The organism is Mesorhizobium sp. dw_380 (genome assembly GCF_018588885.1).
Taxonomy (GTDB): domain Bacteria; phylum Pseudomonadota; class Alphaproteobacteria; order Rhizobiales; family Rhizobiaceae; genus Mesorhizobium.
The window spans coordinates 1-15339 of record NZ_JAFFIW010000017.1; the positions used below are offsets into that span (position 1 = coordinate 1).

Here is a 15339-nt window from a genome sequence, read left to right on the forward strand (position 1 = left end):
ATATCATCGCCGCTTTCGCCAATCTTCAGCGATGCAAACAAGGCGCAGCCGGCGAAGCTGCTAATCTCCCCCCTAGAGGGGGAGATGTCCGGCAGGACAGAGGGGGGCGCGACAGAACGCTGCGCGCGCCGATTGGCGCGGTTCATTACGCCATGAACCGCTTCGCCGAACTTCTCGACCGCCTGGTGCTGATGCCATCGCGCAATGGCAAGCTGACCTTACTGACCGATTATTTCCGCAGCGTCGAGGACCCGGATCGCGGCCTGGCGCTGGCCGCCATCACAGGCGACCTGAATATAGCGGCGGTCAAGCCGGCAATGCTGCGCACGCTGGTCACCGAACGCATGGACCCGGTGCTGTTCGGCTATTCCTATGACTATGTCGGCGATCTCGCCGAGACCGTGTCGCTGGTCTGGCCGCAAACGCCGGGGCACATCCCGAACCGCGAGCCGACGCTTGGCGAGGTCGTGGCCAAGCTGCAAGCGGCCAGCCGCTCCGACGGACCGAAGATACTGGCGGGGCTGCTCGACAGCGCCGGCATCTCGTCGCGCTTCGCCATCATCAAGCTGGTCACCGGCGGCCTGCGCATCGGCGTGTCGGCGCGTCTTGCCAAGCAGGCGCTGGCCGATTTCGGCAAGGTCGACGTCGCCGAGATCGAGGAACTCTGGCACGGCCTGTCGCCGCCTTACACCGCGCTGTTCGCCTGGCTGGAAGGCAAGGCCGACAAACCGCGGAACACGGCGATGGCGCTGTTCCGCCCGGTGATGCTGTCGAACCCGGTCGGCGACGGCGATCTCGAAAAGCTCGATCCGGCGGATTATGCGGCCGAATGGAAATGGGACGGCATCCGCGTCCAGGCGGTGGCGGAAGGCGGCATCCGCCGGCTCTATTCGCGCACCGGCGACGATGTCTCCGGCGCCTTTCCCGATCTCGCCGACGCGATGGATTTTTCCGCGGCACTCGATGGCGAATTGCTGGTCGGCGACCCGCGTGAGGCGACGGGAACCTTCTCCGACCTGCAGCAGCGGCTGAACCGCAAGACGGTGACGCCGAAGATGCAGCAGCAATATCCTGCCTTCATGCGCTGCTACGATGTGCTGCAGATGGGTGAGGAAGATTTGCGCGCACTGTCGTTCCGGGAACGGCGCGGCCGCCTCGAAGCCTTCGTGAAGACGCTCGACCCGAGCCGTTTCGATCTGTCGCCCTTCGTCGATTTCGCGGACTGGCAGGCACTTGAGGACCTGCGCCGGGCTCCGCCGCACCCGATCATCGAAGGCGTGATGCTGAAGCGTTGGGACTCGCCCTATGTCGCCGGCCGGCCGAAAGGCCCGTGGTTCAAGTGGAAGCGCGATCCGCACACGGTGGACGCGGTGCTGATGTATGCCCAGCGCGGCCATGGCAAGCGCTCGAGCTTCTACTCCGACTACACGTTCGGCGTCTGGTCCGGGGCCGAGGGCGAGGAGGAACTGGTGCCGGTCGGCAAGGCCTATTTCGGCTTCACCGACGAAGAGCTGAAGCAGATCGACAAATATGTCCGCGACAACACGGTCGAGCGCTTCGGACCGGTGCGCTCGGTGCGGGCGGACCGCGACAATGGGCTGGTGCTGGAAGTCGCCTTCGAGGGGCTCAACCGCTCAACAAGGCACAAATCCGGCGTCGCAATGCGCTTTCCCCGCATTTCACGGCTGCGCTGGGACAAGCCGGCCAATGAAGCCGACCGCATTGAGACGCTGCAGGCGCTACTTCAGGAAAGCTAATCCACGGCCGGAATGGAGTGATGCTCATGCATGAACGTCCACTGGCCGGCGATCTTCTGGAAACAGATGGTCAGGCGGAAATCAAGATCGCTGGACTCGGTCTTCTTCACCACGATACAGCGCATCAGGGCAATCGCGAAAGCGACATCGGCGCCGGCAGTGACTTTGAGATCGACGATGTCGAAGACCGGCCGCTCAGGCGAGGCGCCGAAGAACAGCGGCCAGGTATCCCGATAGGCCTCGATACCGCTGCACTGAAGCGGCGGCGGCACATCGAACATGACAAAGTCCGGCGAATGATGGCGCAGAATTCCTTCCATGTCCTTGCGGCGCACAGCCTCTGCCCACCGCTCGATCAGCTCGCGAACCTGTTTGGCATCTTTCGTCTGCGAAGTCGTCATTCCGCCATGCTCCCGTCGCGGGCCAGACGTCACGGTTCAATCGAGACACGGATCTCGTAGATGTCGACCGCCTTGCCCTGCTTGTCGAAATCGGAATTGATGGCGATGGTTCCAGCCGAACCCGGATGCTTGTCGGGGAACCGCACGTCGAACAGATATTCGTTGCGCTGCTGGCCGACCGCGTAGCGCTTGCGGCCGCAGTCGCCGAGCTCGCCGAAATTGCAATCGACGGAGATCTGCGTGTCCTTGCCGTCCTCGGCGCGGGCGATGATGTCGAACACGGCGTGCTTGCCGGCGAGCTTCTCCAGCACGCCCTGCCCGACGTCGAAGGCGATCGCCGAACCGGAGGCGCCGGACTGGATGCGCAGGAACGGTCCGGTATCGTCCTTCATGACCGCGGCCTTGGCATCCGACGGCGCGGCGACATGCGTCGGGTCGGTCGGCGAGAAGACGTTGATCCAGTCGTGCGACTGGTCGGCAGCACCGGGCTTCGCCGGCGCGTTGGCGCCGTCGGCCGGCGTGAAATCGTCGTCCTCGACGGTTGGCGGTGCCTCCGGGGGCGCCGTATCGAGCTGGGCCGCCGTCTTGAACACGCCGGTCTGCTTGGCGAAAAACAGGCCGATGCCGAGCGCGGCAAGCAGGGTCACGGTGAAGAAAATGGCGGTCAGCGGCAGGCGGCGTCCGCGAATGCGGCGCTCATCGCGGTCGGGCGCCACTTCGGTCGCGGAACCGGGCAGGGCGGGAGCGGACATGTCGATGGCCGGCGCACCGGGGAGCGCAGCGTCCGGCATGATGTCGGGAACGACCGGCAGCACGCGCGAGCGCGGCGTGTCGGATGCGGGCTGCGCTGGCCCTTCGACGGTGACGGCGGGCGACGGCGCCTCCTGGCCGGTCTCGATCGCGGGCGCTGTGCCAGCCGCGGGCTCGCCCGCCGGGGCGTCGACCTGCGGGGCGACATCCGGCACCGCCGGCAGGAACTCGGATTCGATTTCGGTTATCTTCGCCTGAATCGACTTGCGGCGGTTGATGGCCACTTCCACGGTCACGCTGGGATTGGCCTGGAGCGCACGATCGAGCGCGGCAAAGGCCGACCGGTAGACCCTCTCGCGGAACGCGCGGTCCTCGGCATTGCCCTTTTCCAAGGCGTTCCGGATCGCTTTTTCGATCGCGTCCAAGCGAGGTCCCTCTGCAAATCGCCCAATCCTGTGTGATGGTTAGCCGCAGGCGACCAATCAATCAACGGGCGGGCAGCCGCATTCTGCCTCGACGGGCCGTCCAAAGTCCATCTTCGCGATATTCCGGCAAACAAAATCGGATTATGCCGGTAATTCCCGCACTCAAAGTACGCAAACCCGGTTTCGACGAGGGCGAACGCCGCTCGCATGATTTGCCAAGTCGCATCTTGAATTCGCAGCCGGTTGAGTCTATCACCCAGCCATCTTGGAGGCCTTGGCTTCCCGGGCCGCTTTAGCTCAGTTGGTAGAGCACATCATTCGTAATGATGGGGTCAGGTGTTCGAGTCACCTAAGCGGCACCAACGCTTCACCTGTATCTTCGACCGGGAATTGTGCGGAACGCAGCTGCGCATCGACGTGAGACGCGCCACGGAACAGGTGCGCCGCCCCGGCGTTATGGAGTTGCTGAATAGGGGGCGCACAGTGGCTTCCAAGGCGAAAAGAAGCCCACACACGACAGGCGAGCGATCCTCGTTGGTCGACGCAGAAGCAGCCAGTCGCGCCGCATCGATGAGCGAAGATGGCACGGCGAGCCGGAGGTCGCGACGAGCAGACCGGGGTCGCGACGCGGATTGGCCATCACAAATCCCGCGACTCGGCTGGAAAGACATCTTCTGGCGGCTCTGGGAAGAATTCAACAAGGACCGGGTTCTGCTGATCGCGGCCGGCGCCACCTTCTATCTGCTGCTGGCGCTGTTTCCAGCGCTAGCGGCATTCATTTCGATCTATGGTTTTGTCGCGGACCCCGTCACGGTGGCAGACCATGTCGCCTATCTCAACGGATTGCTGCCGTCGGGTGGAATCGACCTTATTCGCGATCAGTTGCAGGCCCTGGCCAGGCAGAAGCCGAGCGCCCTGGGCACCGGTTTCTTCATCGGCCTCGGCATCGCGCTGTGGAGCGCCAACAGCGGCATGAAGGCACTCTTCGATGCGATGAACATCGCCTATGAGGAGCGCGAAAAACGCAGCTTCGTCACGCTCAACCTGATGTCGATCCTGTTCACGATCGGAGCCCTGCTGATCGGCATCGTGCTGTTGCTGACGGTGGGCGTCGTTCCGGCCCTGTTGCGCTATTTCTACCTCGATGCATGGACAGAGACGCTGGTCGCGGTGTCTCGATGGCCGATCCTGATGGCCACCATGCTGACCGGCATTTCCCTGCTCTACCGCTTCGGACCGAGCCGAGAACATGCGAAGTGGCGATGGCTTAGCTGGGGAGCCTCGATCGCCACCGTGATTTTGGTCGCCGCATCGTGGCTCTTCTCATTTTACCTGCAACATTTTGCCAATTACAACGCCACATACGGGTCGCTGGGCGCGGTTGTCGGCTTGATGATGTGGACATGGATCTCCGTCATCATCCTCATCGCCGGCGCGGCAATCAATGCGGAGATGGAGCATCAGACGGCCATCGACTCGACCACAGGCGCACCCCTGCCGATGGGCAAGCGCGGTGCGGTCGTCGCCGACACGCTGGGCAAGATCGCGGATTGATGTGTCGTTACACACCGGTCCGTGCTAACGGCACCCATGGCGTACCGCGTCTGGCGCTGCTGCAATGCGGATGCTGTATGCGGCCTGACTCCACAGCGATATGCAGATGCAAGGCGGGATGGGTAGCTTGTCAAAGTCGTGTTACTTCTTCGCCACGGACGGCAATTACTTCCCGTATGCCTGTCTCGCGGCGCTGCGCGTAGCCGCTGTCTCGGATCCGATCGACGGCTTCATCCTGCAGATGGGCGTCAGCCACAGCGATATCGAAACAGCGCGAAAGCTGCTTGGCGGTCGCATTACCTTTATCGACGTTTCGACCTACCTGTCCGATTTCGCGGCAAACAATGGCAGGCTCGGGCTTTCCACCTACATCCGTCTCTTTGCCGACCAGTTGCCCGAATTCGCGTCCTATGACCACATCGTCTATGCGGACAGCGATGTCCTTTTCAACCGCTCGATCACGGATTTGGCCAATACGGACCTGAAGGCGCCGCTTCTGGCAGCGCATGATATTCCATCTTATTTCGACATGACCTATCGGCGAAGGTTACCGTTGCGGCCGGGTGCGCCCAAATTCAACGCCGGCGTGCTGATGTTCAACATGTCACTGGTGCGCAGCGGTGGGCTGTTGGCCAGTTCCCGGCAATTCGCCGTGGATCACCCGGACATGTGCCAGGCCTTCGATCAGGATGCCTTGAACGTTGTCTTCGAAGGCCAATGGCAAACCATGCATCCTGCCTGGAATGTGATGACCAACTTCAGCGGCCAGATTCCCTTCCACCAAGCCTATGCCCGACATTTCAGCTGGGGAAAGCCATGGTCGGACAAGCCTCTTGGCGTCGAGCCGGAAGCCTTGGCTATCTATCGCGAGATGGCGAGAGCAACGCCATGGTCAAGTCGCTTCGATCGGCCTGCCTCGCACCTCGACAATTTCATCAAGCGATTAGGCCGCAAGTTCGATCCGCTGGTCAGCCTTCTGACACATGACGAAAAGCTGAAACGCCGATCGCGCTTTGATGCCGCCAAGACCAATGATTTGTTCGCATCTCATGCCGATCAGGAGCTCCTCGCCGTGCAGTATCCGGAGAAGGCGGCGGGCTACGTCTAGCAGCACATACAAGGCCGGCAAAGCATGTCCGCCATTGTCGAGACAGGGGTTTGGTGGGAAACTCGTGACGTCAGCATGGGAGGTCCAAATGCCCAATACTTTCAAGACCGGAGACGTCGTCAAGCTGAAGTCGGGAGGCCCGACGATGACGGTCAGCGACGGCGCCGCTTCCGGCATGTATCTGTGCCACTGGTTCAACCGCGAGGGTGATGTGTGGACCCCGCAACATGCGGGCTTCAAGTCGGATCAGTTGGTGGCCGCCGACCAATCGAGATAATCCAAGCCCGTTCGCCAGGAGTGGTGGCCGGCCGGGCATGAATTCGGATGGCGCCGGGCGCTGCGTCACGGACGCGCCCTCGCCGACAATCTGAGGACCGGCACGAGACGACCGACGGATTTCCGCCGTCGCCGCGTTTAACGGTTGAAGCGTGACCATGGCATGGGCCATGGGACGCGCCAACCGGAGACGCTGAAAGCATGATACGCCGTTCTATCCTTGCCACTGCCTTGAGCCTGCTGACCGCTGCTGCGGCTCTTGCCCAGACAGCGACGCAGCCCCCAGTTGCCAAGCCACTTGCCGCCACATCCCCGGCCGCCACGCCGCCAGCCGCCATGTCCCCTGCCGCGGCAAAAGCCAAGTCCGACATCACGCTGGCCAAGTTCCAGAAACGGCGCGAGAAGGCGATCATGGCCGCCGACACAGACGGTGACGGCAAGATCAGCCTGCTGGAATGGGAGGCCTTCCAGGCCAAGCGCAATGCCACGGGCGACGCCGCCCAAGCCTTCGCGCGCATCGATTCCAACCATGACGGCTTCATCGATCGCGCTGAGCTCGACGCGTTCTTCGCCAAGCGCTTCGCCAGGCTGGACAAGAATGGCGACGGCGTCCTGACGGCCGACGAGATGCCAGGCCACAAATCCGCTCCCAAGCCGGAGCAATGACCAAGAGGCTATGACGCGTCATGGATATCAGGGGTGCGCCAGCCGATGAGCGCCGATCCGGACGAGGAGCTGGTTCGTCGGGTCGGCGCTGGCGATCCCGCGGCGGTGCGGACGCTCGTCGCGCGCAAGCTGCCGCGCATCCTTTCGCTTGCCGTGCGCATGCTGGGCGACGCGGCGGAGGCCGAGGACGTCGCGCAGGAAACCTTCGCGCGCATCTGGCGCCATGCCTCGAGCTGGCGGCGCGGCAATGCACGCTTCGACAGCTGGATCCACCGCGTGACGCTCAACCTTTGCTACGACCGGCTTCGCCGGCGCCGCGAATGGGTGACCGACGATTTGCCGGAGGTGGCCGACCCCGCACCGCTTCCCGACTCCCATCCGCGGGAAGACGCACAGCGGGTCGAGCAAGCCTTGCAAGCAATCGCGCCACGCCAACGCGAGGCGATCATCCTGGTCTATTATCAGGAGATGTCCAACATAGAGGCGGCCGCGACCCTGGAGATAAGCATCGATGCCCTGGAGAGCCTGCTTTCGCGCGGCCGGCGGGCCTTGCAGACGATCCTGGCCAGGGATGGCGTCCATGACTGAGAGGAGCGCGGCTATGAATACCGGGCATTCATCGCGCCTTGCGGGCGTCCGGTGGGGGCCGGTTTGCCACGTTTCCAATCCGCGTCGGCACGCGGCGCCAAGGGGCAAGGGGAAAACAGATGGCTGAAGACATCGAGGTCGGCCCGGCAATGGATGCCAAGCGTTTCGCGGCGCTCGCCGAAGCCTATGGCGGCGATTTGCGACGCTGGCCGCACGCGGAGCGCGAAGCGGCCGCGGCCTTTGCTTCGAGCGAGGCAGGCCAGGCCATTTCGCGACATGCCGGCGCGCTTGACGCCCTGCTCGACGGCTACAGTGTCCAACACCCCAGCAAGGCGCTGCATGACGCGATCCTGCGCGTCGCCGACCGGCATCTCGCCCAGCGCCGGCGTCAACGGTTCTGGTGGCTGGGGCTGGGGCTTGCCGGCGTCGGACTGGCTGGCGCCGTCGCGGGGCTGGCCCTGGTGACCGTCGTCACACCAGAGGCTTCGCCCGACCACTACGTGCTCGATGCCAATGCGACGGCATTCGGCGATGCCGGCTCCGATGCCGAGAACAGCGAGGAGAGCCTATGAGCACGCGCTGGATCCGTGGCCTGGTCGTCGCTTCGATTGTGCTGAACGTCTTTCTGGCCGGCGCCCTCGTCAGCGGCGCCGTCTGGCTGAGAAATGCCAGGGCAGGCGCGGGTTACTCGCTGGAATCGGCCGGCGGCCGGCTTCCCGACCAGGACCGCAAGGCGTTCCGCAAGACGCTGCGCCAGGTCCGCATGGACTCCCGTCAGATCATTCTCGATGGCCAGCAGGCAAGGCAAGAGGCAGCGGAGCTGTTGCAGCAGCCCGTTGTGGATGCCGCGGCCTTGTCCGCTGCCCTTGAGCGCGCGCGCAACGCCGACGTGGCCGTGCGCACCCGGCTTGAACAGGCGATTGTCGGCTTCGCGGCGAATACGTCACCCGAAAACCGGAGCGTGCTGGCGCAGGCGCTGCTGCGCCATGTCGAACGCCGCGCCGCCGTCGCGCCAAAAAAATCGCCGTGACGACCGACGGAAAATGCTTGCGACGCCGTTAAACGAAAGGAAGGGCCAAGCCTGGCCGATCGCATGATGCGGGCGGGCTATCTTCCAACTCGAGCACTCGGAGTTCAACGATGAACCGTCTGACAAACTATGCAGCAGCCGCTGTCCTGGCCGTTAGTGGAACCGTCGCGGCAGCCGCGACGTCCAATGCAATGCCGATCGTGCCGGTCGCCAAACCGGCGGCTCCAGCGCTGGTGGAACATGTCCGCTGGGGTTGCGGTATAGGCTGGCATCCGAACCGCTGGGGCCGTTGCGTGCCGAACCGCGTCGTCGTGCGACCCTTTATCGTCGGCCCTGGCTACCATGTCTGGCATCCGCATCGTCATTGGCACCGCTGGCACCGTCACTGGTAGATACGTGCGGGGCCAGGCGGTTTCGCCGCCTGGCCCTCTCCAGCCGAAGAGACTGGATATCTTGGCGGAGCCATGCGCCCCGCGCGTGAAACGAACGATGGAAAGCTCACCATGGCTGTCCCGGCTTCGGATTCCCTTCTGCCAGATCCGGCCCTGGTTGCCTTAAACCGCTTCGGGCTCGGCGCACGGCCTGGTGATCGCGACAAGATTGCCAACGATGCGCGCGGCTCTTTGAAAGCCGAACTCAAACGGCCCGACATTGCCCTTATGTCGCCCGAAGATCCGACCCATGCAGCGCTGATGGGGAGCACATCCGCCATCCAGGCCAGCATGGCGGCGCGCATGGAGCGCAAGCTTGATCGGGAGCAGACAGCCGCGACCGGGCCGCAGGCGCCGATGACCGACCTTCCGGCAACACCGCCGGCGCAGCCAGCCAAACCCGACATTCCCCGGGTCGAGGTCACGCTGTTTCGGGCCGAGGCGCAGGCGCGTCTCGACAAAGCGCTGCAGGCCGATGTCGGCTTCGTCGAACGGCTGGTCTATTTCTGGTCGAACCATTTCTGCGTCTCGGTGGCGAAGAACCCGATCGTGCGCGCCAGCGCCGGCGCCTTCGAGCGCGAAGCCATCCGCCCTTTCGTGCTCGGCCGCTTCGCCGACATGCTGCTGGCGGTGGAACGTCATCCGGCGGTGCTGTTCTATCTGGATAACCAGCAGTCGATCGGCCCGGATTCCCGCGCCGGCAAGAACCGCAAGCGTGGGCTCAACGAGAACCTCGCCCGCGAGATCTGGAACTGCACACGCTGGGGGTCGGCAGCGGCTACAGCCAAGCCGATGTCACCAGCTTCGCGCGCATCCTGACCGGTTGGACGATCGCCGGGCGGGAAGGACGGCTGGGCGAACCCGGCAGTTCCGTCTTCAACGCCAATGCGCATGAGCCGGGCGACGCGGTGCTGCTCGGCAAGACCTATCCGGCCGGCGGCATGGGCCAGGCCGAGGCCGCGCTCAACGATATCGCCCGCCATCCGGCGACGGCACAGCACATCGCCACCGCGTTCGCCCGCCATTTCATAGCGGACGATCCGCCACCCGCGGCGGTTGCCCGCCTTGCCAAAGTGTTCGCCAAGAGCGACGGCGATCTCAGGGCACTGGCGATGGCGCTGATCGATTTGCCCGAGGCGTGGTCGACGCCGATGATGAAACTGCGCTCACCACTCGAGTATGTCGTCGCCGTCCGCCGCGCGGCTGGCCCTGGCCCGACGAATGTGCCCAACCAGTCGCTGGGCTGGCTCAACACACTGGGCGAGCCGCTCTGGCAGCCGCCGGGACCGAATGGTTTTTCCGACCGGACAGACAGCTGGGCGTCGGCCGAAGGCATGAAGGTACGCCTGGACATCGCCTGGCAGGCGGCCCGTCAGGCTGGGGATATCAGCAATCCCAACGACATGCTCGACGCCCTCATCGGCCCCTCCGCCTCGCCGGAAACGCGCCAAGCGATCGCCCGCGCCGAATCCAAGCAGCAAGGCCTGGCGCTGCTGCTGATGGCCCCGGAATTCCAGAGACGATGACGCGAGCGACGATAGTTTTGGCGCCGGCAACTCCCATGGAGACCAAGTCATGAGCCTGCTGTGTGAAACCCCTAATCCTTCTCGCCGCGCGGTGCTGATGACCGGCGGCGCACTGTTTGCCTGGGCCTATCTGCCCCGTTTCGCCCGGGCAGCCGACAATCGCGATCCGCGCCTGATCGTCATCGTCCTGCGCGGTGCGCTCGACGGCCTGTCGGCGGTCGGTCCGGTCGGCGATCCCGACTATGTCAGCCTGCATGGCGACATCGCGCTGTCGCTTGACGGCCCGCACCCGGCGCTGCCGCTCGATGGTTTCTTCGCGGTCAATCCGGCGATGCCGGTGTTCGCCAGGCTGTTCAAGGCAAACCAGGCGGCTGTGGTGCATGCGGCCGCCACGGGCTATCGCGAGCGCTCGCATTTCGATGGCCAGGATGTGCTGGAAAGCGGTTTCGCCGGCCCGGGCCATGTCGCGACCGGATGGCTCAACCGGGCGCTCGAAGGCCTGCCGGCGGGCGATCGCGTGGCGACACTCGGCGGGTTGGCCGTCGGACCGTCGACGCCATTGGTGATCCGGGGCGCCGCTCCGGTGCTCGGCTGGGCGCCGCAATCCCTGCCGGCGCCGGCCGGTGATCTCGCGGCCCGGGTTCTCGACCTCTACCAACATCGCGATCCGATGCTGGCGGTGGCCCTGCAAAAGGGGCTCGACGCCGACCGCATGGCGCTCGATGACCAGATGGACGCTAATGCGATGAAGCCGAAGGGCGGCTTCGACAGCGCCGCCGGCATGCGGCAGGCCGCGCAAGGTGCCGCCAAGCTGATCGCCGCCGATGACGGGCCCCGCGTTGCAGCGCTGGCCTTCGACGGCTGGGACACGCATGTCAACGAAGGCGGCGCGACTGGCCGGCTCGCCACGCTGCTCGGCGGCCTCGACGGCGCCTTCGAGGAATTCGAAAAGGGTCTCGGCGAGCGCTGGAAGGATACGGCGATCGTCGCCATCACCGAGTTCGGCCGCACGGCGCGGATCAACGGCACGGTCGGCACCGATCACGGCACCGGCACGGTGGTGCTGCTCGCCGGCGGCGCGATCAAGGGCGGCCGCGTCATCGCCGACTGGCCGGGACTGAAGCCGGCCCAGCTCTACGAACAGCGCGACCTTGCCCCGACCAGCGATGTCAGGGCAGTGCTGAAGGGCCTGCTCGCCGACCAGTTCGGTCTGTCGGCCGCCGTGCTCGGCGACAAGGTGTTTCCGGAGTCAGGCGCGGTGAAGCCTATGCGGGATCTCGTCGCTTGATCGCTTGAACGAATACCGGCTCCACTGTCGGCCGACGCCTTCGCTGGGCGTCGGCACGGTTTTCACCGCGCGCCATCGAGCATGCCTTGATCAGGCAGCCTCGACCTTGGCGACCGGCACGTCCTCTCCCAGCACGAGCCTGGTCACGCCGGCGAAGTCGAGCTTGCCCGAGCCGAGCACCGGGACTTTGTGGACGACGCGCACTTCGGCAGGCACCATCAGGTCCATGGCGCCATTCGCCTTGGCGAAGGCGAGGAAATCCGCGCGGGTCGCGTTGGCAGCCTCGGTGATCAGAATGAGCTTCTCGCCCTTGCGCGCATCCGCCACCGCTGCGACCGACGACAACGAGCCCTTCCACAATTCACCCGCCAGCGCCTCGACGGCGGCGAGCGAAACCATCTCGCCGCCGATCTTGGCGAAGCGCTTTGCGCGGCCGCGAATGGTGATGAAACCCGCCTGGTCGACGGCAACGACATCGCCGGTGTCATGCCAGCCATCAGGCAGCGGTTCGAGGACGCCTGGTTTGTCGGCGCGCAGATAGCCCGCCATCACGTTGGGCCCGCGTACATGCAGCCGCCCGCCATCCTCGACGCCCGGCACCGGATCGAGGCGATATTCCATGCCGGGCATGATTTTGCCGACGCTGCCGGACCGGTTGTACATCGGTGTGTTGATGGAGATCACAGGTGCTGTTTCGGTCACGCCATAGCCTTCGAGGATGCGCAGGCCGAACTTCTCCATATAGGTAGCGCGCGTCGACGCCTTGACCGGTTCAGCGCCGGCAAAGCAATAGCGCACCGAGCGGAAATCGTACGGGTGCGCGGTACGCGCATAGCCGCTGAGGAACGTATCGGTGCCGAAGATGATCGTCGCGTTCGAAGCGTAAATCAGTTCCGGCACGATGCGGTAATGCAGCGGCGAGGGGTAGAAATAGACCGGCACGCCCGAGATCAGCGGCAGCACCGTGCCAGCCGTCATGCCGAAGGAGTGGAAGATCGGCAGCACGTTGAAGACCTTGTCGCCCGAGTGGAAATCGATGCGTGAGGCGGCTTGCGCGGCGTTGGCCAAGATGTTGCGGTGGGTAAGCACCACACCCTTGGGCGTACCCTCCGAACCCGAGGTGAACAGGATCACCGCCGGGTCAGTGGCCTTTTGAGCGACCCTGGGCGTGCTCTTGCGCAAAAGCCCGAGCAGTTTGTCCTTGAGGCCGATGGTCGTGCGCAAATCGTCGAGCCAGACGATGTCGACTGACCGGCCGAGTTCTTCGACTACGGCGCCGAGCTTTGCCTGTTCGACAAAGGCGCGCGAGGTGAGAACGGTGCGCACCTCGGCGGCCTTGCAGCCGGAGAGGATGTTGGCCACGCCTGCGGTGAAGTTGATCATCGCCGGAACCTTGCCGGCCGACATGACGCCAAGCAGCGTGGCGCAAGAGCCGTTGGCATTGGGCAGCATGATGCCGAGCGTCTGCTGGCCGGCATAGAGCGTCTCGAATTTCTCACCCAGCACAGCGGCCGCCGTCAGCAGCTTGCCGTAGCTCAGCGAACCGGTGACCGGATCCTGCACGGCGAGCTGCTTCATGCCGCGCTCGGTCGCGGTCTGGATGATCTTTTCCAGCACGGTCTTGTCGATATCCTGAGTGCGGAAGACGAGGTCCGACATCACCTGGTAGAGGGCGGACCCGGCCACGGCGCGGCGATTGCGGCCCTTCAACTCCTGCGGCACCGCAAGCTTGACCGGCTCCAGAATGGTCACCTTGACCTTCGGGAACAGCTGGCGGCGAACATGCTGCGCGGTCAGCCGCGAGAAATAGCTCTTTTCCAGCCCGTCGATGCGCACCGGCACCACCATCGAGCCGGTCTTGTCGGCAACCATGGCGGCGCCGTCATAGACCTTCATCAGGCCGCCGGTAACGGTGATGCGGCCTTCCGGGAAGATCACCAACGGATCGCCGCCCTGCACGACCTTGATCAGTGTGCGGGTCGACATGGGCTTCGCCGGGTTGAGCGGCAAGGCACGAGCGAGTTTCATGAACGGCTTCATCCACCAAGCCTGGGCGATCGTGTAATCGATGGCGAAGACCGGCTCCTCATCGGTCAGCGTCAGCGCCAGCGGACCGTCGAGGAAGCTGACATGGTTGAGCGCCAGGATCGGCGCCGGGCCGGCCGCCTTGAGGTTTTCCATGCCCTCGACTTCCAGGCGGTGGAAGGCGCGGAACAGGATCGAGACGAAATCGCGGAAGGCGTTGGTCGGCAAATATTTCAGCATCAGCCAGGCGGCGACGGCGTTGGCCGCGGCGAGGCCGAACAGGATGCCGCCGGTGGAAACGCCAGCCGCCTGAATCGCGGCGACCAGGATGCCGCCGACCGTCATGAAGCCGGCATTGACGATGCTGACGGCGGCGACGACGCGGGCGCGGCGTGCTTCGGGCGACCAGGCCTGCACGGCGGCGAAGGTCGGTACCACGAGGAAGGCGCTGGCGATGGCCATGCCCGCGAGGTCGATCGCAACACGGATCGTGTTCGCCCCGGCGAAGAACAGGCCAAGGGTCTCGGCCTTCGGCGAAGGCTGCATGCTCCAGATGGTCCAGGCCAGGTGGAGGCCGAACAGCGCCAGCAGCGCGGTGCCGACCGGTGCCGGCAGAAGCACGATGCGCCCTTGCGACATCCATGCGGCGATGGCCGAACCGACGGCGATCGAGACGGCGAACACCGCGAGATAGGCAGTGACGGCGATCTCGTTGCCGCCAAGAGAATCCTTGATCAAGGTCGGCAGGATCGAAAGCACGATGGCGCCGATCAGCCAGAACCATGACGTCATCAGTCCGGCGCGCCAGATCCGCTTGTCGCCACGCAATCCGTCGACCTGCCGCCAGGTCGAGCGAAAGATGTTCCGGTCAATGATGAGGTCGGGCGCCGCCGAACCGGTGGACGGAATGTAGCGGCTGACGAACCAGCAGCTGACAGCAAGGGCCATCATGATTGGCCCGAAGACCGTGACGCCTATGCCATCGACCGAGACGACGCCGCCGGCGATGGTGCCGCCGAGGATGGCGGCGAAGGTCGCCGATTCGATCCAGGCATTGGCGCGCGGCAGTTCCTTGCGCTCGAGATGATCGGGCAGGATGCCGTATTTGATCGGCCCGAACAGCGCCGAGATGATGCCGAACATCAGCAGCGCCGTCATCAAGACCGGGATCGACGAAAGCGCGATGCCGACGACGGCGACGGCAGCGGCGGCGATCTCGGTGAATTTCAGCCGGCCGGCGATCAAGGCCTTGTCAAAACGGTCGGCGATTTCGCCGCCAAGGGCGGACAACAACAGGAAGGGGGCCATGAAGACGGCCCCGGCCAAGGTGACCAGTGACGCCGCCTTGTCGGCGGCCAGCGTGAACAGGATAAGGAACACAAGCGTATTCTTCAGGAAATTGTCGTTGAAGGCGGACAGGAACTGCGTCCAGAACAGAGGCGCAAAGCGCCTGGACAACATGAGATGAGTGTTCATGGCGATTTCCATTTGGCGGAACCCTAGAACGGTGTGCC

The 15339-nt window shown here is 64.5% G+C and carries 13 protein-coding genes, 1 tRNA gene and 1 pseudogene; 12 read left to right on the forward strand and 3 right to left on the reverse strand.

The window, feature by feature from the left end; all coding sequences use genetic code 11:
• Positions 1–152: 152 nt before the first annotated feature.
• Positions 153–1757, forward strand: a complete 1605-nt coding sequence (locus JT360_RS17720; protein ID WP_214472976.1) for a cisplatin damage response ATP-dependent DNA ligase — start codon at positions 153–155, stop codon at positions 1755–1757.
• Here the strand turns inward: JT360_RS17720 and JT360_RS17725 are convergent.
• Both JT360_RS17725 and JT360_RS17730 read right to left on the reverse strand, forming a co-directional pair.
• Positions 1754–2158: a YybH family protein gene (locus JT360_RS17725; protein WP_214472978.1), complete on the reverse strand. Its 405-nt coding sequence runs from the start codon at positions 2156–2158 to the stop codon at positions 1754–1756. The genes JT360_RS17720 and JT360_RS17725 overlap by 4 nt on opposite strands.
• A gap of 29 nt (positions 2159–2187) precedes the next feature.
• Positions 2188–3333 carry a DUF2339 domain-containing protein gene (locus JT360_RS17730; protein WP_214472980.1) on the reverse strand — a complete coding sequence of 382 codons (1146 nt, stop codon included), beginning with the start codon at positions 3331–3333 and terminating at the stop codon, positions 2188–2190.
• Positions 3334–3619: 286 nt separating this feature from the next.
• Between JT360_RS17730 and JT360_RS17735 the strand changes: the two genes are divergently transcribed.
• The 11 genes and pseudogenes from JT360_RS17735 (at position 3620) to JT360_RS17785 (ending at position 11800) form a co-directional block, all read left to right on the forward strand.
• Positions 3620–3695, forward strand: a tRNA-Thr gene (locus tag JT360_RS17735).
• Positions 3696–3903: 208 nt separating this feature from the next.
• Entirely contained in the window at positions 3904–4887 is a 984-nt protein-coding gene (locus tag JT360_RS17740) for a YihY/virulence factor BrkB family protein (protein ID WP_214472986.1), read from the forward strand.
• Positions 4888–5014: 127 nt separating this feature from the next.
• A complete protein-coding gene (locus JT360_RS17745) occupies positions 5015–5995 on the forward strand; it encodes a glycosyltransferase family 8 protein (RefSeq protein WP_214472987.1) in 981 nt (326 codons plus the stop codon).
• An 88-nt stretch (positions 5996–6083) separates the two neighbouring features.
• Positions 6084–6272, forward strand: coding sequence for a YodC family protein (locus JT360_RS17750; protein WP_214472988.1), 189 nt, complete (start codon positions 6084–6086; stop codon positions 6270–6272).
• Positions 6273–6472: 200 nt separating this feature from the next.
• Positions 6473–6937: an EF-hand domain-containing protein gene (locus tag JT360_RS17755; RefSeq protein WP_214472989.1), complete on the forward strand. Its 465-nt coding sequence runs from the start codon at positions 6473–6475 to the stop codon at positions 6935–6937.
• A 45-nt stretch (positions 6938–6982) separates the two neighbouring features.
• A complete protein-coding gene (locus JT360_RS17760; protein WP_214472991.1) occupies positions 6983–7525 on the forward strand; it encodes an RNA polymerase sigma factor in 543 nt (180 codons plus the stop codon).
• Positions 7526–7644: 119 nt separating this feature from the next.
• The gene (locus JT360_RS17765) at positions 7645–8097 is read left to right on the forward strand and encodes a hypothetical protein (RefSeq protein ID WP_250888882.1); all 453 of its coding nucleotides are present in this window, start codon (positions 7645–7647) and stop codon (positions 8095–8097) included.
• Positions 8094–8555 (forward strand): periplasmic heavy metal sensor, encoded by a 462-nt coding sequence (locus JT360_RS17770; protein ID WP_214472993.1) that lies wholly within the window; start codon positions 8094–8096, stop codon positions 8553–8555. The genes JT360_RS17765 and JT360_RS17770 overlap by 4 nt, the downstream gene beginning before the upstream one ends.
• Before the next feature lie 110 nt (positions 8556–8665).
• Positions 8666–8947, forward strand: coding sequence for a GCG_CRPN prefix-to-repeats domain-containing protein (locus tag JT360_RS17775; RefSeq protein WP_214472995.1), 282 nt, complete (start codon positions 8666–8668; stop codon positions 8945–8947).
• Between the two features lie 111 nt (positions 8948–9058).
• A pseudogene (locus JT360_RS17780) lies at positions 9059–10512 on the forward strand (DUF1800 domain-containing protein).
• Between the two features lie 49 nt (positions 10513–10561).
• Positions 10562–11800 carry a DUF1501 domain-containing protein gene (locus tag JT360_RS17785; RefSeq protein WP_214472997.1) on the forward strand — a complete coding sequence of 413 codons (1239 nt, stop codon included), beginning with the start codon at positions 10562–10564 and terminating at the stop codon, positions 11798–11800.
• A gap of 90 nt (positions 11801–11890) precedes the next feature.
• Here JT360_RS17785 and JT360_RS17790 read toward each other — a convergent pair whose 3' ends face one another.
• Positions 11891–15301, reverse strand: coding sequence for an acyl-[ACP]--phospholipid O-acyltransferase (locus JT360_RS17790; protein WP_214472999.1), 3411 nt, complete (start codon positions 15299–15301; stop codon positions 11891–11893).
• Between the last annotated feature and the right edge of the window lie 38 nt (positions 15302–15339).